Source organism: Sulfitobacter sp. R18_1, from assembly GCF_017743915.1.
In the GTDB taxonomy this organism is placed as follows: Bacteria; Pseudomonadota; Alphaproteobacteria; order Rhodobacterales; family Rhodobacteraceae; genus Sulfitobacter; species Sulfitobacter faviae.
This window is the reverse complement of the sequence record NZ_JAGHRG010000004.1, coordinates 322,259-340,748: the sequence shown is the minus strand read 5'-3', so window position 1 is coordinate 340,748 and position 18,490 is coordinate 322,259. Positions and strand designations below refer to the sequence as shown.

Sequence of the window (18,490 nt, the reverse complement as noted above, 5' to 3'; positions counted from 1 at the left end):
AACCCGACCTTACCGAAAATTCACCGATGACCACCGCGCCTTTGATGACGTCCTACGGCGCCTCATGAAGGGCGCGGACGCCACCAAAAGCGCTACCAGAAGTTACACCTCTCCCTGGGACATGACCAAGACCGGAGAAGGAGACCAACGGAGATGCTGAAAGAAACGCTGAGCGCAAAGAAATTCGCATTAAAAACAACTGCTTGACTCGAATCGGCTAGGAAAATCTAAGGAATCTCAAATTTCTTACTTTGGATTTTCACTACCTCCGCAGAGATAAACGGGAACACTGCAAAGGAGCAGCGACCCGGAACACAAAAAAAAGCACGCCCTTAAGGCGTGCTCCTAAAGTTGGGGCAATGATCGCCCATCTACGCTTGCCACCGTAGAGGCCGCAAATGGCCCAGGCAAGAGCGATCAAGGGCCTCGAAAACAGTAACTTTAACCCGAATGCGATGTCATTTTGGGGCCGGAGACGTCATGTCGACACAAAGGGAACCAGATCTTGCCTATGACCCCCATAGGCTCGAAAAGCAGCCAGCGCTGGAGCTGCCAGCGATCTATGGTGTCTCGTCATATGACGGCGCCCGAAATCCGCTTACCCGTAGCAACACCGCACATCGGATTTGCGCGCCGTTGGTGACGCCGGCAACAAAGGGCATTCCCAAGGCTTACTATTTCGATGGTGAGGCCGAATGGGCGGTCGCTCTGGAAACGCTTCTCGATCCTGATCTGTATGCACTCGACGTGCAGCTGCCATTCTTTCATTTCAGGTGGACTGAAGGGGCTAAGGTCAAATTTCCGAAGCATTTTTTCGACCTCCGTATAACGCTGCGCAATGGCTTTCGTCTCGCCATCTACGTGAAGAATGGCAGTAGGCTTGGTCGGAAAGAGACGCAGGACGAGATCGCGGCGATCGAAGAGGCCATGCCCAAAGATTTGGCCGACGACATGATTGTCGTGAACGGTGATGACTATACCCGTCCGTTCCGCATCAACCTTTTCCAGTTCTGGATCGTCGGGGATGACCGCGACGACGAAGCGGATGCACATGTCGAAGAAAAAGCTCGCAGCAGTTCATATTGGTCAGCGGAGGATCTTGTTGGGCAGTGCAACTTGCCGTCGAATAGAGCGTTTCCTGCGATCCAACGGCTGATCGCACGGCGCGTTCTCGGCGCGGATTGGTACTCGGTCATTTCTCTGCAGTCTCGTGTCTGGATGATCTGATGACCGCGTGGCCGCAATATAAGATACCGGTGGGATCAACCCTTGTTCTGGGTGACGTGCGCTGGTGCGTCACCGGGAAAGATCAAGGGAAGGTCTTCGTCGAGAGTCTTGAAAGCGGTGAAATCACCCAGTTCTCAATGGTTTGGTTGCAAAAGAAGATCGAGGACTTTTCGTGCAAGGTGAAAACGCCACTTGAAGAGGCGAAGAGGGAGGAGTTGCTCCAGTACACTGGTGGTTTCGAACGGCTCGAAAATATCAAAAGCAAAGAAGAACGTCTGAATATTCGCGCGAGGCTAAGTGTTATTCTCGCCATCGAGGAGTTGGAGAAAGAGGGCTTTAAAACGACGCAGCGCTTCCTTTCAACTGACGGGGCGCGGGCGAGATTGATGGAAGATGCAAAAGAGTTCTCTGGCGATCGCCACATCTTCAACAAAGCAAAAATCGGCAGTGCCAACTCGCCCTGGACCCTGCCAAAGGGGCGTACACTCGCCGATTGGCTTGCCACTTATCGCTATTTCGACCGCAACGAAGTTGTTTTGATGAGCCGCCACCATATGAAAGGCCCGAAGGGACAGGCACGGTGCAAGCTCAGCAAACCGCAGCTTCGCTTCATCCAGTATGTGCTGTCGATCTGGTTGAGGGTCCGGAAGCCAAGGCTCGCGCCACTTTATCGCAAAGCCATGACAAAGTTCAAAGTGTCACCTCAGGAGCGGGCTGAAGGTTTCGTGTTCCCGACCCTTACTTCGATTTACAACTGGCGTCATGCCATCTCGAAGCTCGTGGAGACCCTTGCGCGAGAGGGTGAACGGCATGCTGTGAACCTCATCGGCGCAGGCCAAACCGAAATTCGCGCTCAAGCTTTCGGCGATGAAGCCGAAACCGATCAGCTTCTCATTTCCTTGTTCATTAATGACGATGGAATGGTCCGGGCGCGCAAGCTCTCCGAGGCAGAGGAGAACGAGGAGCCTGCTCCGAACGAGATTCGCCGTGTATGGCTTCATTACATGATTGATATTGCAACACGTATGCCACTGGCGTGGGTCCTTGCAGAAAGTGCCGACTCGGACACCACCATGCAGCTTATTCGGATGGCAACACGCAGCAAGGAACGGGAAAAGATCAAGTACGGTTGCAAGGGAACGCCCGCGCCGCCAGTGCGGCTGAGAAAGGTTGTTTCTGACAACGGTACTGCCGTGCGCAATGGTAAGGTCGCTGCCGCTCTCTTGGGGATGGGGACGGTATACAAGACCACCAGAACCTATCATTCAAACGACAAGCCATACGTGGAAAGTGCATTCCGGACCTTTGAATATCAGGTCGTCGGCTTCGAAAATGGATACACCGGAGGTAAGCCCGGAGCATTGCCGGGAAGTGATCCGCGGCGGGAAGCCACGCTTACACTCGATGCATTTTACAGGACAATTACCCGGTACTTCATTGATGAAGCTCCGCATCAGCAGCATCGTGGCACCGGCATGTACGGCGCGACGCCCGCGCAAAAACTCCGCGAGGTCCGCAAGAAACACCGTGAGATCAAAGCGCCGGACGTGGATAATCGTCAGATTCAGTTGGGTATCACAAAAGAGTTCACGATTAACGGCCAGGGAGTTCAGCCCTTCGGCCTTCCGTTTAGCTCTACGGCGCTGCGTCAGTTTGATGGTGGAAAGGGCAAGAAAGTCCTGGTTCACATCGACCCGGATCGTTTGCACGACGCCCTGATTACCGCGGAGGGCTATTCGGGAGAGCCGATTAAGGCCCACCTTAGTATGACTGCAGTAAGGGACTGTACCTTGGCCGAGTTTCTGCAACTGAAGCAAAACGCTGTCGAGGCTGATCCCCATCTGAAGGAAATTGACGATCAGGTCCTTCAGGACGCCCTGGCAAGGCGGGCTGAGGCTTCCGGCATGTTCCCGGACTCAGATGAGCCCCTTAACTACACCCGACTTGCAGAGATGGAACGGTGTGCTGAAAGGCTCGCCCGCGTCGAATGCCGCCCCAAGGAAACATACGCAGGGGCCGTGCGTGCTGGATCGATTATGGATCATGCCAGAACCGCTTCCGCCGCAAGAAACAACTCTGAAGCGCCTGCCACTGCGTCCAGCGCTGAGAGCGCTAAACACAAAACCTTTGGAAAGATAACGGAGAGCAAACTGTGAATGACTTTGTAATCGATGAAATTGTGGATGCATCTCCCAGCTTCAATGGCCGTCTCTTTCCGCTCGCTAGGGCTGCCAAGCTGAAGCGCGAGTTCGCGACCATGTTCAGTGGTCACTTGGGGCGTTTGAAGAGCGGGTTTTATTTCGAAGGGGAGGTATTGGTTGTTACCGGTGCGAGCGGCGCCGGGAAAACCACCGAAATTGAGAAACTCTTGCGCGAGTTCAACCTGAGTCAGGCTGCCTTGCCGAATGGCACCAGCGCACGCTTTCAAACCTGCGTTTTGGACCGGAAGGGTACATGGAAAGACCTCGGCAAGAACACCCTTCATGCCATGCGCTATCCCTTGTCAGAGAAGGCCCGTATCACGCAGGCTCAGATCGGTCGCCGCATCAAGCAGCAAGGGGAAGATCAAGGGGTTGTTGGGGTATGGTACGACGAAGCGCAGCACATCCTTGCACATAAAAATGAACAGGCGTTGGAGGAGGTTCTGGACTGCTTCAAGACGATGGTAAAAGGGCCCGCTTGGCCGATGATGTTGATCCTGTCAGGCGTGCCAGAACTCGGGGACTACATCCCCCAACTCGAACAGCTGTTTCGGAAGGTGACACACGTCCGGCTCGATGACATCAATTTCGAGGAGGACGCTGAAACCGTTCATAGCATCGTCGGGAGCTACGCCTTGGAGGCAAAGCTCTCCGTTGCTGACGAACTCCAGACCGGGGATTTTCTCCATCGCCTCGTGACCGCAGCGGCGTTCCGGTGGGGATTGGTATTTGAGCTGGTCATCAAAGCTGTGGGAAAAGCACTTGTAGAGCATTCGATGGAATTGAAAATGGATCACTTCGTTCAGGCTTGGAGTTCGAAAACAGATACGAACCCGGTTGCGACCCCATTTACCCATAGCGGTTACGTCACGATGTTTCGGCGCGATGCGCCTTTCATGGCATCCATTCGTTCCTGAACTCATCTAATTTCGACAAAGAAATGCCCGCGCATTGCGCGGGCCTTTTTCGTTCCGGCAATGTGAAAAACCTGGGACCTATGTGTTTAAGGGGGCGAAAATTCGCTGCGCACGCTTTGTGGTTTTTGCGCATGCAATTACGTTTTACACGCGGTCTTCGATATTCAGATTAAGATATTGATTTAAGTATTTTAATAGGAAAAATCGGACCTGCGCCAAAAATCAGTTTTACGCACGCTTCTCGTTGGACTGCCTTGTTGTTGATCTGACCACCAATAAATAGCCATCGGCCGGGCTGAAATGTCCATTTTGCAAGCAAAACAAGTCAATCGGGCGGAAACGCCCGATTTTCGCGTTCTGGGCCCCCTTATGTGAAAAATGGAGGGCCGCCCCTGTTGATTGTCACTGAGAACTGATGGGGTGGATACCCCCTCCCGACGGCATCGCAATGTGCCAAGGTGATGTGGGTCACATCACTGATAGGAGGAAGCATCCATGGACCAACTTGGACCTGCATATCACCGAGTGGAACATTCGCACGCGGGATTACGATGAGGTAGGCATAAGGTCCGCCTCGACCCTTCAGGAACAGTTTGAAAACATGCTGGAAACAGGGGTCGACCGCGCCTTTGTCTGGCCCGTTCAGCACAATACGGACAGCGACCTTGCGGGCGGTCCCAAGGAAAGCCCGGTTCTTGATCCCGACGGGCGGCTGACCAACTCGGTCAGGGGGGGCATCTTTGATCTGATGAGCGAGAGCCTGCCCGGGCTTGAACTGGTCGCGACCGAGTTCGAGGGCGACGATGGCAGTTTCGAGATCAACGCCTATCAGTCCGAAGACAAGACCGTGATCTATGTCTCCTCCCGGTCGATGGAGGTTTTGAACCTCGATGTCGATTTCGCCGGATTGGTGCCCGAGGGGGCGACCGCGACCGGCATTCAAATCGGTATGGATCAATCCGCGCAAAGTTCAGACGGGTTCCATTGGCGCAGCGATGGCGGCCATACCCCGTCGGCTTCTGTTCAGGTGGATGGGCGTGCCTATTTCTATGACGAACATGACGTGCGCGCGCAATTCACCGACAGCCGCTTTGACAGCCCGCAGGTCGAGCTGCGGTTGAAACCCTTCGAAGTGATCGAGATCACCTTCGACGCCGGGCCGACAGCGGGCGGGGAGAAGATCGGCGGCAGCGGCGCGGCGGACGATCTGACCGGCACGGATGGAAACGACACGATCGGCGGCTTTGGTCAGGACGACACACTGCACGGCGGGGATGGCGACGACGTGATCAATGGCCATGGCGGTGACGATAGCCTCACCGGGGGGCGCGGTGATGACGACCTGCGCGGCGCACCGGGAGAGGACACGCTCCACGGCTGGGGCGGAGACGACACCCTGCGCGGCTTCGACGATGATGACCTATTGATCGGCCAGCAGGGGGATGACCATCTGCTGGGCAACCGGGGCGACGATCAGCTTTCCGGCAGAGAGGGGCAAGACCAGCTAAAAGGCGGCATCGGGCACGACACGGTTGTCGGCGGGGCGGGGGCAGACACCGTCACGGGATGGACGGGCGACGACGTTTTCGGCTTTTCCGAGGGCGAAGTGGCGACGGGCGATGTCATCACCGACTTCACCCCCGGCGTCGATGTGATCCAGCTCTCACTTTCTGGCATCAGGGGGCTCGATGATCTTGAGATCACGGCGCGAGACGGCGGTGTTGCGGTCGGCCTTGGCGCACATGGGGTGATCTTTTTGCAAGGCGACCTGACGGAAAGCGCGGTGGCTCAGGATCGGAACTTCGTATTCTAACCGGCCACGCGCAGCCCGCCATCAATAGGTCGCGGGCGGATCGCTGGCGGGGAAGGATTCGTCGACCGCCTCATCCACGATATTCCATTTGCGGGGCGGGTCGATCATCTCGCGCGGGCCCGCAACGCGCACGTGGTCTTGCGCCCGGTCATGTGCCACCGCCCTTTGGGCGCGGGACTGGCGGTTCATCAGATAGGCGAGGCTGGCGGCACCGGCGCCGAAGATCAGCAATGCGCTCATTCGCATGGGTATACTCCTTTTCAAGCTTACCTGAAAAACCATGGGGTTGATGCTTGGTTCCTTGGCCCGGCGGTGATTGGCGGGGGCTTGCCACCGCTGGAAGGGGCGACGCGGGAGGGCGACCGGCCCCTACGAGCAACACTCGTGATGCGCGAAATTCCTCTCATTCCGCTGCCGCGCTGAAACCAGACCGGCAAAGCGATCATTGCCCCTATGTAACCCTAGTTTTTTGAACGCCCCGCTCGCGCGGGGCCACAACAGATAGGAATGCACCATGACAGATCAGAATTTTGATGCCCTCGACAGCCCGCAGAGCCAGCCCGGGCGGGAGCATAAGATGGACCCCACGCCCGATTACACCCCGCGCTACCCCGGTTCCGACCGGCTCAAGGATAAGGTGGCGCTGATCACCGGGGGCGACAGCGGGATCGGCCGCGCCACGGCGCTGCTCTATGCGCGCGAGGGGGCGGATGTCGCCATCGTCTACCGCAACGAAAGCCGCGACGCGGAAGAGACCAAGCGATTGGTCGAGGCCGAGGGCCGTCGGGCGCTGTTGCTGGAAGGCGATGTCGGTGAGAAAGCCTTTTGCAAAGATGCCGTAAGCCGCACGATGGAGAGCTTTGGCAAGATTGACATTCTCGTCAATGACGCGGGCGAACAGCACGCGCAGGAAAGCCTCGAAGACATTGAAGAAGCGCAGATCGAACGCACGTTCCGCACCAATATCATCGGCATGATCCTGATGACGCAGGCGACGCTGCCGCATCTGAAAAAGGGCGCGCGGATCATCTGTGTCACCTCGATCACCGCCTATAAGGGGCAGGACCTACTGCTTGACTATGCATCGACCAAAGGGGCGATCCTGTCCTTCCTGCGGGCCATGGCGAGCAAGCTGGCGCCCAAGGGTATTTTGGTCAACGGCGTGGCCCCGGGGCCGATCTGGACACCGTTGATCCCGGCCTCCTTCCCGGCAGATAAGGTTGAAGAATTCGGCGAAAATACCCCCCTCGGCCGCCCCGGTCAGCCGAATGAGGTGGCCCCGTCGCTGCTGTTCCTCGCTTGCGAGGATTCGTCTTATATGAGCGGGCAGGTGCTCCATCCGAACGGCGGCACGTTGGTCGGCGGGTAAGCCAGATGAATGTTGCCCCGCGTGTGATGGCGCGGGGCAAAGTCGATGCGGGGGTGTATCTGTAGTTCAGTTTTAAATCGGACGCGATGCGCCCCCGGTCACCCCACCGGACGCCGCCGGGCGCCGGATCGCAGCGGCAGAGTGCCGTCATCCGCCCCTTCAATCGTGACCGACTCCGCAATCTCGGTCCGTGGCATGATCGAGATGTCGTGAATGCGCCAATGCAGGTCGAGCAGTTCGGCCTCCGCCGCCTCGACCCTCTCGGGCGTAGCACCGTTTTCATGCGCCACGACATAGATCGTGCCGGTCAGAAAGCGCCCTTCTTCGCGCAGGCGCAGGCGGCTTTCGCAGACCCATGGCAGCGCGTTGAAAGTATTCTGCACCTCTTCAATCAGCGGGTCGAACTCTTTATCCTCTATCGTGCGCGGCATCTCATCGCTGAGGTCCCGGATCGCCGCGCCGGTGTGTTTGAAACCGTCGTGCAGCACGTCCAAGGCGATCACGATGGCCGCGACCGCATCGGCCCACCACCAGCCCATGCCGATCCCGAGGATGCCCACGATCCCGGCAAGCCCTGTCATCCAATCTGCCTTGTTCATCATGGCATCGGCATAGAGCGTCTTGTCATGGAGCATTTTGGCGGGCTTCATTTTCAAATGGCCGAAAATGACCGGCATCACGACGCTATAGGCCAGCGCCGCGATCATCACCCAGCCGAACCAAATGGTGGTGCCGAAAAGCTCGACACTGCCGATGGTGGGGTGCTCCTGTTTGATGAGCACGATGGACGAGTCGACGATAAGGAAGATCCCGACGCCGCCGAGCGACACGGCGCTGATCAGATAAGCGATTGATGTGACACGGATATAGCCCAGTGGGAAACGGCGGTTGGGCTTCCATCCTTCGATCCACGAGCCAACGAGAAAGGCAATGGGCGGCACGAAGCTGAGCAGGTCTTCGATCCAAGCGGTTTTCATTGCTTGGCTGCTGCCCACTGCAAAATAGATCGCCGCCACGATCGACCCCAAGACCGCGATCCAGATGACCTCAAGCCAGCGCGCGCGGCGCAGCGCTTTCTTCTGCGCCTCGGGCATGGTGCGGATGGAGCGGGTCATGGGGCGGATGCGCGCAGACGCGCCCCGATGGTTCCGGCCTCATCTCGAAGGAAGCCTTCGATCTCCATCAGCCAAGCGTTTTCGCCCTGCTGCACGGCAATGACATGCTGCGCCCGCTGTAGCGTGGTTTCGGTGGCGGTAAGGTCTTTCTCATCAAGTTGCCAATGGGGGACGGCGGCGAGGTTGAGACCTTCCGCCCATTGATCCACCGGAATGCCGCCTTTTTCCTCAACCAGCGCGGCGAGGGGCAGGTGGGGCGGTACGAAAACGCGTTGGCCTTCGATGTCATCGGGCAGGGCGTCTGGCCCCCGGCTGCCGATGACAAAGGACTCTTCGAAATAGGCGTAACTCGGCGCGGCACCTTTTACTGGGGTCACGTCCTTGCGGGTGAAACCTCCGATGGCAAGGTCGATGTCACCCTTCTCCAACCCCTCCAACGCTGCGAAGGCGCCGAGGTGTTTCCACTCGATGGCCACCCCCAAGGTTTCGGCGAAGGCGCGGGTCAGGTCGGCTTCGACCCCCTGCGGCGGCTGGCCGTCTGCCAGCACGACCCATGGCGGGTTTTCCGATATCGCCACGGTCATTTTCTGGTCAGAAAGAACGGTTTCGAGGGTCTCTTCCACATCCCGAGGGAACCGCAGGTCGTCGCAAGCGGCGAGCAGGCTCAGGGCAGCGAGAGGGATCAAAATTTTCAAACTAATTGGATTGTCCACGCCTTTGGCACCATGTGGCGTAGCTTCGCGGGGCGTCATTACATTATTCCTTTGGGCCGGATCGCAGGGGATCAACGGGCGGTTTCCCGAAAGGTTCCTATTACTGGCAGCGCGCCCCCCGCGCGCGATCGGTTGATTTCCGCCGGAGCCGCGCTTCGGAGCCACTTCTTCGGAACACCTGCCGCGATCCTCGCGTTCCAGTTGAAACACTCGGTCTGCCATATTCAGCAACAGGAGGTTTCTTTATGACATCTTATCCTTACGACCAACGCAGCGCCGCTGAGGATGCGCGGGACGCGCTGACAGAGCGGCAAAGCTCGCTGTTCTGGGGGCTCGGCGTCGGCGCGCTTGCCGGGGCGTCTGCCTATGCGCTCTATGCCGCGCGGCGGGATCGTGACGGGCTGAGCCATCGGCCAGCAGATTCCGCGCCCGGGCGCAGTGCGAAACAGGCGCGTTTCGGGGACTATGCCGTTGTCGGACGCACGGTGACGATCGACCGTCCGCGTGACGAGCTCTACCGCCACTGGCGCGACTTTACGAAGCTCTCAGAGTTCATGGAGAACGTGAAGGTGGTCGAGCCAATCGACGCCGCCAAGGGTCAGTTCCGTTGGATGATCGCAGGCCCGGCGGGCACAGACCTGCGGGTCGAGACCGAAGTGGTCAGTGACAAACCGGGGGAAGAGATCGCGTGGCGCGCCCTCGACAGTTCGCAGATCGATACCGAGGGCAAAGTCTCGTTCCGCGACGCGCCGGGCGACCGGGGCACCGAGGTGGAGGCGATCATCGCCTATAACCCGCCCGCCGGGGAGCTGGGGCGCTGGATCGCCAAGCTGTTTCAGGCCGAACCCGCGCTTCAGGGGCGGCGGGATTTGAAGCGGTTCAAAATGCTGATGGAGACCGGCGAAATCGCCACCTCCGCCAATCGCAAATCGGACAAGTGAGGAGAGAGACATGCGCGCATTGACATGGCAAGGCAAGCACGACGTGCGGGTCGATACGGTCCCCGACCCGGAAATCGTCAACCCCCGCGACGCGATTATCGAGGTCACCTCGACCGCGATCTGCGGCTCTGACCTGCACCTCTATGATGGCGTGATCCCCGGCGTCATGGCGGGCGATATTCTGGGCCATGAATTCATGGGCCGGGTGGTTGAGACCGGCCCCAAGAGCACCCTCAAGAAAGACCAGCGGGTGGTGGTGCCTTTCACCATTTCCTGCGGCTCCTGCTTCCACTGCAAAAAGACCCAGTATTCGGCCTGCGACAACTCCAACCCGGCGGACAAACAGGATCTGACCGAAAAGCAATTCGGCCACGCGGTTGGCGGGTTGTTTGGCTATTCTCATCTGACCGGCGGCTATCCCGGCGGGCAGGCGGAATATGTGCGGGTGCCCTTCTCTGACGTGGGGCCGATCGTCATTCCCGAAGGGTTCGACGATGACGATGTGCTGTTCCTGTCTGATATTCTCCCGACCGGCTGGATGGCCGCCGAAAACGCCGACATCGAAGAGGGTGACACCGTCGCCGTCTGGGGCTGTGGCCCGGTGGGGCTTTTCGCCGTGCAAAGCGCGCTCAAGATGGGGGCCGCTCAGGTCATCGCGATCGACCACTATCCGAACCGGCTGAACCTCGCGCGGCAGATGGGGGCCAAGGTGATCGACTACACCCAGACCCATGTGCTGGAGGCGCTGATGGAGATGTCGGGCGGTCACGGCCCTGATGCGGTGATTGATGCGGTCGGCATGGAAAGCCACGGTTTCGCGCCGGACACGATGATGGACAACGTCAAACAGGCGGTCGGCGTCGGTGCCGATGGGGGCCATGTGCTGCGCGAAGCGATCATGGCTTGCCGCAAGGGCGGTCGCGTCTCGGTCCCCGGTGTCTATGGCGGCTTCCTCGATAAATTCCCCTTGGGCGCGATGATGGAGAAAGGTCTGCAAATCCGCACCGGCCAGACCCATGTGCAGCGCTACACCAAAGAGCTGTTGCACCGCATCGCCGAGGGCGAGATCGACACCCGCTTCATGATCAGCCATCGCCTGCCGCTGGAGCAGGCCGCCAAGGGCTATCACAACTTCCGCTTCGATCAGAACGATTGGACCAAAGTGGTCCTCAAACCCGGCATGCAGGCCGCCGCCGCATAGCAAAAAAGGAGAGTGACATGCCAAACGAGCCAGATCACGCCAAAGAGAAACGCCCGCCCCATCGTGAGCGCCACAATGCGCAGGACGACCACGAAGGCGCGGCGCACCGCCCTGAGGAGTTCGACCCAAAGAACCCGCAAAAGGTGGTGAAGCAAGAGAAGTGAACGGCAAAGCAGCGCGAGAAAATCGCGCTGCTTTTTCGTATCGCCCGGGCATTTGCTGGGCGCCATCTCACGCACGCAGAAGGGGCAGATTAGACCCCGCGAATATTAACCGATTTCATAGAAAGGCAGAAAAGGATGCCACAGTTTCACAAAACCATATCGATCATATGCCTTCTGGCCCCCGGCGTTGTCTTGGCGCAAACGGTGGATCAGACAACCACCACAGCCCCAGAGATGGAGCGGAACACATCCGCCTCTGATTGGAGCGTGGAGGTGGGCGTCACGCCGAAATTCTTTTACCGTCTCAACGATGGCCCCGGTGCCGCCGAACGCGCGGAGATCGAGGCTTTTGCAGAGGTCGCCTATGGCCCGGCCTATTTCCATGCCCTCGTTCTATCGCTGGACGACCCAAGGGATGACGCGCAATTCGAACTGACGCTGGGCCACCGTGGCGATCTGACGGAGAAGCTGGCCTATGACGCCTATTACACCCGCTTTCTACGCGATGAGACGGGCGATGTGCGCGGCGAGTTGCATGGCAAATTCGACTATAGCGTGAGCGAAGAGTGGCGGGCCACCGTCGATCTGGGGGGCGAGCCGGAGCGGGGCGATTGGGTCTATAAGCTCGAAGGCGGCTATACGTTCAACGACCGCGTTGATGCCTATGCCTTTGTCGAGCGGGACGATATTTTGGATTATACGGGCTATGAGGTCGGGGTGAACTACGATCTCGACGAGGGCAACGCGCCGCTCGATACGTCATTGCTCAGCTACGTGAACCACACCGAAGGCGGCGACACAGTCTTCGCGGTTCAGATCACGCTGTCGCGCTTTCTGCTGGGCGATTGATGCGGGGGGGAAACAGCTATGGCAACTGACAAAAATTTGGTTCTGCTCGGCGGGGCGCATGTGCATCTGTCCGACCATCTGGCGCATATCGAAGAGCGCGGCTGGCGCGTTTCGCAGGTTTTCGACCGGGATGAGGCGCGTCAAGAGGCGCTTTGTGCCCAACTCAAGGCCAGTCGGGTGGCCTTGTCTGATCTTGCCCGATTGGACGTGCGCGGCGCGATTGTGTGCAGCGAAACGGTGTTTCATGAGGAGGACATCACCGCCGCCCTGAACGCCGGTCTGCCGGTCTTTGTCGAAAAGCCCATGGCGGGCAGCGCCGAAGCGGCGCGCCGCTGCGCTGACTTGGCCTGCGAAAAGGGCTTGGTCTTGGCGACGGGGTATTTCCTACGCAGATCCGCGGCGCTTAACCACCTGCGCGAGAGTATCGCGCGGGGCGCGTTGGGCCGGGTGCTAGAGGCCCGCGGACGCTTTTCCCATGACGGCGGCTATGCCGATTGGCTCGACCTCGATTGCTGGATGACCGACCCGGCGCGTGCCTGCAATGGCGGGTTCGTGGATGAGGCGGTGCATGTCATCGACCTTTTGCAATGGCTCGTCGGCCCCATCGCCTCGGGCCATGCGGTCACGGGCAACGCGCTTGGCTGGCCGGTGGATGACCACGGCGCGGCCCTGATCGAATTCGCGACCCCGCCCGCCACCGGCGTGGTTGAGGCGGGCTGGACGGATAGCGAAATGCGCCTTGAGTTGGACATCGTGGGCGAGGCCGGTTGGGCGCGTCTGCGGGCGGGCGTGCTGGACCTCGGCCTCAGAGGTCAGCAGAAACCGGTCGAGAGCATAGAGCTTCCCCCACTTGATGCGGGCGAGGGGGTAGAGCCGTTCTTGGACACCTTGGAAGGCAAGGATGCGACCGGCCTCGTGCCGCCGCAGGACGCCGCGCAGGTGAATGTCCTGCTCGACACAATGAACCTCAATCGCGGCGGATCGTGATTTTTCCGACCTTCTTGGAACAATGACCTGCGGCGGGCGTTCTTTCGTTAATTGGTCAAAAAATTTACCTGAAATAGGAGCGGTCTTTATGTCCCACCCCTCCAACGTCCGGCCCCCATCACGGCGCGATCTTTTGAAAATGATCGGTCTGGCCGCTGGTTCCTCCACCATGTTGCACGCCATGTCCTCACTTGGGCATGCTCGGCAAAGCCCTTACAAAGGCCCCATCGAACTTTCCGGCGCGCCTCAGGGGCGCAAGGTTGTTGTGCTGGGGGCGGGTCTTGCGGGCATGTGCGCCGCGCTGGAGCTGCGCAACGCGGGCTACGAGGTCAGCATCCTAGAGTATCAAAAGCGCGCCGGGGGCCGCTGTTGGACCCTCAAAGGCGGCGATGAATTCGAAGAATTGGGTGGCTATAAGCAAAAGGTCGAATTCTCAAAAGGGCAATATATCAACATCGGCCCATGGCGCATTCCGCATCACCATTTGGCGCTCTTGGACTATTGCCACCGGTTGAACGTCCCGCTGGAAGTATTCGTTCAGGAAAACCAAAACGCCTATCTCCATTCGCAAACGGCATTCGACGGCAAACCAATTCGCTATGGCCATGCTTGGGCGGATTACGTGGGCCAGATCACGGAATTGCTGGCCAAATCGGTCGATAAAGGGCGGCTTGATAGCGCGCTGACCAAAGAGGACACTGAGATCCTTTTGGAGTCCCTGAAATCCTTCGGCATCCTGAACAACGATTACAGCTATGAAGCCAGTCTCGATACCGCTGAATACCGCGGCTATCCTGAGAATGGCGCGCCGGGCGGGGGGCTTTACAACGCCGCGCCCGAACCTTCTGAGCCGATTGCCTTGGAAGACCTGCTGAAATCCCGCTTTTGGGAAAAGATGCGCAATCATACGACCTACCGCCACCACGCGCCGATGTTCCAGCCCGTGGGCGGCATGGAGGAGATCGCCCATGCCTTTGCCCGTGAGGTGGAGGATACGATCACCTATAACGCCAAGGTTGACCGGATCCGGCAGACCGAAAGCGGGGTCGAGGTGGAGTATTCCAGCGCCGATGGCGAAGGCAGCGGCGGGGTTGAAACGGCGGATTACTGTATCTGCACCATCCCCTTTACCGTGCTCAGCCAGCTTGATGTCGATGTCTCTGCCGACATGCGCCGCGTCATGCGGGCGTTGCATTACCATGAGGCGGTGAAAGCCGGGCTAGAGATGAAGCGCCGCTTTTGGGAACGGGATGAGCAGATTTACGGCGGCATCACCCTGACCGACCTGCCCATTGCCGAGATCAGTTATCCCTCGGCTGAAATGCATTCCGATGGGCCGGGCGTGCTGCTGGGCTGCTATGCCTATGGGCCGCATGCCTATGCCTTCAATTCGATGTCGCCCGAAGAGCGGCTTGAAACCGTGCTGGAACAAGGCGCGCGGATCCACCCGCAGTACCGCGATGAGTTTAGCAGCGGTGTGGTGCTGAGCTGGCACCGGGTGCCGTGGATGCTGGGCTGTTATTCCGATTGGGATGACCGGGGCCGCGATTATGAGATCGCCGCGACCATGGACAACCGTTTCGTCTGCGCGGGGGAGCATATCAGCTATCTGCCGGGCTGGCAGGAAGGCTCTCTGCTCTCCGCGCTGGATGCGGTGCGACAGGTCCATGACCGCGCGGTGAAGGAGGGTTGAACCATGCGTTATCTGATCTTTCCCCTGCTCATGGCGCTCGCCACGCCGAGCCTTGCGCAGGAGGACAATTCTCAGGTCGATGCCGGTCGGCGTGATCTAGGCTCCACCACCGAGAAATTCACCGATAGCGAGGGGTCCGATCTTTACCGCCGCGCCTGTTCGGGCTGTCACGGGCCAGAGGGCGAGGGGGCATATGGCGCCGGGAAATACCCCGCTTTGGCCGCCAACCCACGGCTGGGGCACAAGCGCTATCCGGTCAACCTGATCCTCGAAGGCAATGGCGCCATGCCGGCCTTTGCCGATTGGCTGGATGATGAACAGGTCGCCGCCATCGTGTCCTACATCCAAACCAACTTGGGCAATGACTACGAAGGCGATGTCACCGCCGAAGAGGTCAAGCGTATGCGGGCCGAGTTCGCCGATCTGGAGGAGGGGTAAACCATGCGACTTTCAATTCTTGTTCCCTTTGCCACCTTCGTCGCCTGTGCTGCTGCGGCGCAGTCCCCGCCACCGCTCTTTGACGACGCCGATGATGGCGGCGTGGAACGTGCCCCGGATACCGCTTTGGGCCGCACCGTCGCCTCGGGCGGCGCGCAGCAGGGCGGTGTCGGCATGAAATGCATGGCCTGCCACGGGCTGGATGACGCAGGCGCAGGCTTGGGCGAGATGCCCGGTCTGGCCGGGTTGCCCGCCGATTATATCGAAGCGCAGCTTCAGGCCTTCATGGCGGGTGAACGGTTTTCCCCGATCATGGTGCCCATCGCCACGCAGTTGACTGAAGAAGAGCGTTTGGCCGTGGCGGATTACTACGCCTCCGTCGCGCCGAAACTGTCCAAGTTCGATCACGGTGCCCCGACGGATGTGGTGCAACAGGGCGGCGCGCTTGCGGCCTCGGGCAGTGACAGCGTGCCAGCCTGCAACCAATGCCACGGTGGCAGCGACACAAGCGGCGCGGCGATCCCGCGTTTGGCGGGGCAATCGGCGCAGTATATCGCCGATCAACTGGTGGCTTGGCAGAACGGCGACCGGGCGAATGGGCCGCTTAACGTCATGGAAGACATCGCCAAATCGCTTAGCGATGCGGAAATTCGTGCGGTTGCCCTATACTACCAACAGACGCCGCCTGATGCGGAATAAAGCTACACCACCGCGGATACAGATGGCCCCAAGCTGATGGCAATTCGCCCGGCCTCTTTCTTCCGGTCGGGATCCTCGACCGTGATGACCGTCGCGCGGCCGCGTGTGATTGCGCTGACCCTCGGTAAACACGCGCCGATCTTTGGCGCGCTGTGCCTGCCACCCGGTGCTTGGGCCTTGGCCGAGGGGGACTTGCTGCTGGCCCTGGTCCTGCTCGCGCCGGTGGCCCTGTCCGGCGTTTTGCATGTCGGGGTGCGGTCCCGCCCGCTGCCCGATGATCTGCGCGGGATGGAGGCGATGATGACCGTGGCTTTGGTCTTTCTCATCGCCGCGCTGTTGACCACACCCGCTTTCGTTGCCCTTGGCATGCCCCCCATAGATGCGTTTTTCGAAGCGGTGAGTGGCATCACCACCACCGGCCTTACCGTCGCGCAAGAGGCGGAAAGCTGGCCCTTCGCGGGCCATGTCTTGCGCGGTTGGATGCAGTGGTGCGGGGGTCTGGTGATCGCCACGGCGGTACTGGCCCTACTGCTGCCGCGGGGGCGACCTGCGCGGCGGCTGGGGCGGGTCGATATCCAGCAGGGGGATCGCATTTCATCGACCCGAGAGCAGGCGCGGCAGCTTCTGACTGTCTATAGCGCGCTGACCTTGGTCATGGTGCTGCTGACCATGCTGGTGATCCCCGATTGGCGTGAGGCCTTGGTGCTAACCCTCGCCGCGATTTCGACCGCTGGGTTTTCGCCCCGCCCCGACAGTCTGGCCAGCTATTCGCCGCTCGGGCAGGGCATGGTTATCTTGTCCTGCGTGTTGGGCGCGATATCGCTGCTGGTCTTTGTCTTTGTCGGCCAGGGGCGGCACCGTGAGGCTTGGAAGCTCGGCTCGGTCCAGCGCGTGCTGGTGGCGATTGCACTGGCCTTGGTCATTTACCTCGCCGCGGTGCTGACCACCTCCCAAGATCGCGAACTTACCCTCTACGCCCATGGGCTGAACCTCATTTCGGGGCTGACGACGGCGGGGTTTTCTACGGGCCCGGTCTATGATGCGGGCCCGGCCTTGCTTATCCTGTTGCTGGCGATGCTTTGGGGCGGCGATGCCGGATCGACGGCGGGAGGGCTCAAGCTCAGCCGTCTGCATGTCTGTATCGGCGCCGTGGTCCATGCGGTGCAGCATGTGCGGCTCACTGAACATGCCATCGCCCCCCTGCGCCACAGTGGTCGGCCCGTCTCGACCGAAGCGGTCGTGTCGCTTTTGGCGCTGGTGCTCATCTATTTTAGCTTCGCGGGGCTCTTGTGGTTTCACTTCGTGGCCCATGGCTACCCCCCGTTGCCCGCTCTGTTCGACACGATTTCAGCGCTTTCGACCGTGGGCCTCTCAACCGGGGCGGTCGGGGCGGACATGCCCGGCGATCTGAAACTCTCGGTCGCCTTTGCCATGTGGCTGGGCCGGTTGGAATTCATCGCGGTGCTGGCGCTTTTGCTGCCACGCAGTTGGACCCGCCCAAGTTAGGAGATTACCCATGCGTATCGTCATCATCGGCGCGTCGAGCTTTGGCCTCGCCATTGCGGAGGAATTGATCGAGACCGACCGCGAGGTCGTGTTGATCGACAAGTCGCGCGAGTTGTTGGAGCAGGCGGCAGAGCGGATCGACTGCGGCATGATAGAGGGTGACGGCAGCAACCCCGATGTGCTGCGCGAAGCCTTTCGCGACGAAGACGATGTGTGCATCGCCGTAACCAATGCCTCCGAGATAAACATTCTGGCGGCGCTCATTGGCCGCTCTATCGGCTATGGCCGGGTAATCCCGCAGATCACCTCGAATGCGCTGCTGCGGGTCTGTTGCGAATTGGGTTTGGACGATGTGATCAACCCCCATGCCAAGGTCGCCGAGAACATCGTGGATATGCTGACCGGCGATGACGACGCGATGAAAGAGCCGCTGCTACAGGACGATCTGCTGCTGACCCGCGTCACCGTGCCCGAGCGTTTGGCCGGGGAGCGGTTGGACCTGCCGGGGCAAGGCCGCCTTGTCGCGCTGATCCGTGACGGGGAAGAGCAGTTGCCGGGCCGGGATGTCACCCTGCAAGAGGGCGACGTTCTGATCGTGGTGCTGCCGCGCGACAGGCAGGAAAACCTGACCAAAGCTTTCGCGGCAGGCTGACCCGC

At 59.8% G+C, this 18,490-nt stretch carries 18 protein-coding genes; 15 read left to right on the top strand and 3 right to left on the bottom strand.

All coding sequences use genetic code 11. The features are described 5' to 3' along the window. The first annotated feature begins 480 nt into the window (after positions 1-480). The 4 genes from J7392_RS11070 to J7392_RS11055 all read left to right on the top strand — a co-directional run bounded on the left by J7392_RS11070 (position 481) and on the right by J7392_RS11055 (position 6,158). Positions 481-1,227: a hypothetical protein gene (locus J7392_RS11070; protein WP_247744539.1), complete on the top strand. Its 747-nt coding sequence runs from the start codon at positions 481-483 to the stop codon at positions 1,225-1,227. Then, positions 1,227-3,383, top strand: a complete 2,157-nt coding sequence (locus J7392_RS11065; RefSeq protein WP_209217589.1) for a DDE-type integrase/transposase/recombinase — start codon at positions 1,227-1,229, stop codon at positions 3,381-3,383. Before J7392_RS11070 ends, J7392_RS11065 begins: the two co-directional genes overlap by 1 nt. Then, positions 3,380-4,345, top strand: coding sequence for an ATP-binding protein (locus J7392_RS11060; protein WP_348540699.1), 966 nt, complete (start codon positions 3,380-3,382; stop codon positions 4,343-4,345). The genes J7392_RS11065 and J7392_RS11060 overlap by 4 nt, the downstream gene beginning before the upstream one ends. Positions 4,346-4,850: 505 nt before the next feature. After that, positions 4,851-6,158 carry a calcium-binding protein gene (locus J7392_RS11055; protein WP_209217588.1) on the top strand — a complete coding sequence of 436 codons (1,308 nt, stop codon included), beginning with the start codon at positions 4,851-4,853 and terminating at the stop codon, positions 6,156-6,158. A 21-nt stretch (positions 6,159-6,179) separates the two neighbouring features. On the opposite strand, the gene J7392_RS11050 is transcribed toward J7392_RS11055, so the two are convergent. Beyond that, positions 6,180-6,404 carry a hypothetical protein gene (locus J7392_RS11050; protein ID WP_247744538.1) on the bottom strand — a complete coding sequence of 75 codons (225 nt, stop codon included), beginning with the start codon at positions 6,402-6,404 and terminating at the stop codon, positions 6,180-6,182. A gap of 268 nt (positions 6,405-6,672) precedes the next feature. On the opposite strand from J7392_RS11050, the gene J7392_RS11045 reads away from it, so the two are divergent. Beyond that, positions 6,673-7,527 (top strand): SDR family oxidoreductase, encoded by an 855-nt coding sequence (locus tag J7392_RS11045; RefSeq protein WP_209217587.1) that lies wholly within the window; start codon positions 6,673-6,675, stop codon positions 7,525-7,527. 98 nt (positions 7,528-7,625) lie between these two features. Here the strand turns inward: J7392_RS11045 and J7392_RS11040 are convergent, their stop codons facing one another. Continuing rightward, positions 7,626-8,642, bottom strand: coding sequence for a cation transporter (locus J7392_RS11040; protein ID WP_209217586.1), 1,017 nt, complete (start codon positions 8,640-8,642; stop codon positions 7,626-7,628). After that, complete coding sequence (locus J7392_RS11035; protein WP_209217585.1) at positions 8,639-9,394, bottom strand: transporter substrate-binding domain-containing protein; 756 nt, start codon at positions 9,392-9,394, stop codon at positions 8,639-8,641. Before J7392_RS11035 ends, J7392_RS11040 begins: the two co-directional genes overlap by 4 nt. Positions 9,395-9,600: 206 nt before the next feature. Between J7392_RS11035 and J7392_RS11030 the strand changes: the two genes are divergently transcribed. From J7392_RS11030 to J7392_RS10985, 10 genes are all read left to right on the top strand, one after another. Continuing rightward, complete coding sequence (locus J7392_RS11030; RefSeq protein ID WP_209217584.1) at positions 9,601-10,296, top strand: SRPBCC family protein; 696 nt, start codon at positions 9,601-9,603, stop codon at positions 10,294-10,296. 10 nt (positions 10,297-10,306) lie between these two features. Then, positions 10,307-11,497 carry a zinc-dependent alcohol dehydrogenase gene (locus J7392_RS11025; protein WP_209217583.1) on the top strand — a complete coding sequence of 397 codons (1,191 nt, stop codon included), beginning with the start codon at positions 10,307-10,309 and terminating at the stop codon, positions 11,495-11,497. 17 nt (positions 11,498-11,514) lie between these two features. Then, a complete protein-coding gene (locus tag J7392_RS11020) occupies positions 11,515-11,661 on the top strand; it encodes a hypothetical protein (RefSeq protein ID WP_156505615.1) in 147 nt (48 codons plus the stop codon). Positions 11,662-11,796: 135 nt separating this feature from the next. Next, the gene (locus tag J7392_RS11015; protein ID WP_209217582.1) at positions 11,797-12,510 is read left to right on the top strand and encodes a hypothetical protein; all 714 of its coding nucleotides are present in this window, start codon (positions 11,797-11,799) and stop codon (positions 12,508-12,510) included. Positions 12,511-12,528: 18 nt separating this feature from the next. Beyond that, the gene (locus tag J7392_RS11010; RefSeq protein ID WP_209217581.1) at positions 12,529-13,497 is read left to right on the top strand and encodes a Gfo/Idh/MocA family oxidoreductase; all 969 of its coding nucleotides are present in this window, start codon (positions 12,529-12,531) and stop codon (positions 13,495-13,497) included. An 88-nt stretch (positions 13,498-13,585) separates the two neighbouring features. Beyond that, positions 13,586-15,190, top strand: coding sequence for a flavin monoamine oxidase family protein (locus J7392_RS11005; RefSeq protein WP_247744537.1), 1,605 nt, complete (start codon positions 13,586-13,588; stop codon positions 15,188-15,190). 3 nt (positions 15,191-15,193) lie between these two features. After that, positions 15,194-15,628 (top strand): cytochrome c, encoded by a 435-nt coding sequence (locus J7392_RS11000; protein WP_209217580.1) that lies wholly within the window; start codon positions 15,194-15,196, stop codon positions 15,626-15,628. 3 nt (positions 15,629-15,631) lie between these two features. Beyond that, positions 15,632-16,327 carry a c-type cytochrome gene (locus J7392_RS10995; protein WP_209217579.1) on the top strand — a complete coding sequence of 232 codons (696 nt, stop codon included), beginning with the start codon at positions 15,632-15,634 and terminating at the stop codon, positions 16,325-16,327. 36 nt (positions 16,328-16,363) lie between these two features. Beyond that, positions 16,364-17,833 carry a TrkH family potassium uptake protein gene (locus J7392_RS10990; protein ID WP_209217578.1) on the top strand — a complete coding sequence of 490 codons (1,470 nt, stop codon included), beginning with the start codon at positions 16,364-16,366 and terminating at the stop codon, positions 17,831-17,833. Between the two features lie 10 nt (positions 17,834-17,843). Then, positions 17,844-18,485, top strand: coding sequence for a TrkA family potassium uptake protein (locus J7392_RS10985; RefSeq protein WP_209217577.1), 642 nt, complete (start codon positions 17,844-17,846; stop codon positions 18,483-18,485). The last annotated feature ends 5 nt before the right edge of the window (positions 18,486-18,490 follow it).

Excerpts from the sequence above, each read along its gene's own strand:
- J7392_RS11050 (WP_247744538.1), bottom strand. The coding sequence starts at position 6,404 with ATGCGAATGAGCGCATTGCTGATCTTCGGCGCCGGTGCCGCCAGCCTC.
- J7392_RS11000 (WP_209217580.1), top strand. The coding sequence starts at position 15,194 with ATGCGTTATCTGATCTTTCCCCTGCTCATGGCGCTCGCCACGCCGAGC.
- J7392_RS11010 (WP_209217581.1), top strand. The coding sequence starts at position 12,529 with ATGGCAACTGACAAAAATTTGGTTCTGCTCGGCGGGGCGCATGTGCAT.
- J7392_RS11045 (WP_209217587.1), top strand. The coding sequence starts at position 6,673 with ATGACAGATCAGAATTTTGATGCCCTCGACAGCCCGCAGAGCCAGCCC.
- J7392_RS11005 (WP_247744537.1), top strand. The coding sequence starts at position 13,586 with ATGTCCCACCCCTCCAACGTCCGGCCCCCATCACGGCGCGATCTTTTG.
- J7392_RS10995 (WP_209217579.1), top strand. The coding sequence starts at position 15,632 with ATGCGACTTTCAATTCTTGTTCCCTTTGCCACCTTCGTCGCCTGTGCT.
- J7392_RS11015 (WP_209217582.1), top strand. The coding sequence starts at position 11,797 with ATGCCACAGTTTCACAAAACCATATCGATCATATGCCTTCTGGCCCCC.
- J7392_RS11020 (WP_156505615.1), top strand. The coding sequence starts at position 11,515 with ATGCCAAACGAGCCAGATCACGCCAAAGAGAAACGCCCGCCCCATCGT.
- J7392_RS11035 (WP_209217585.1), bottom strand. The coding sequence starts at position 9,394 with ATGACGCCCCGCGAAGCTACGCCACATGGTGCCAAAGGCGTGGACAAT.
- J7392_RS10985 (WP_209217577.1), top strand. The coding sequence starts at position 17,844 with ATGCGTATCGTCATCATCGGCGCGTCGAGCTTTGGCCTCGCCATTGCG.
- J7392_RS10990 (WP_209217578.1), top strand. The coding sequence starts at position 16,364 with ATGGCAATTCGCCCGGCCTCTTTCTTCCGGTCGGGATCCTCGACCGTG.
- J7392_RS11065 (WP_209217589.1), top strand. The coding sequence starts at position 1,227 with ATGACCGCGTGGCCGCAATATAAGATACCGGTGGGATCAACCCTTGTT.
- J7392_RS11070 (WP_247744539.1), top strand. The coding sequence starts at position 481 with ATGTCGACACAAAGGGAACCAGATCTTGCCTATGACCCCCATAGGCTC.
- J7392_RS11030 (WP_209217584.1), top strand. The coding sequence starts at position 9,601 with ATGACATCTTATCCTTACGACCAACGCAGCGCCGCTGAGGATGCGCGG.
- J7392_RS11040 (WP_209217586.1), bottom strand. The coding sequence starts at position 8,642 with ATGACCCGCTCCATCCGCACCATGCCCGAGGCGCAGAAGAAAGCGCTG.
- J7392_RS11025 (WP_209217583.1), top strand. The coding sequence starts at position 10,307 with ATGCGCGCATTGACATGGCAAGGCAAGCACGACGTGCGGGTCGATACG.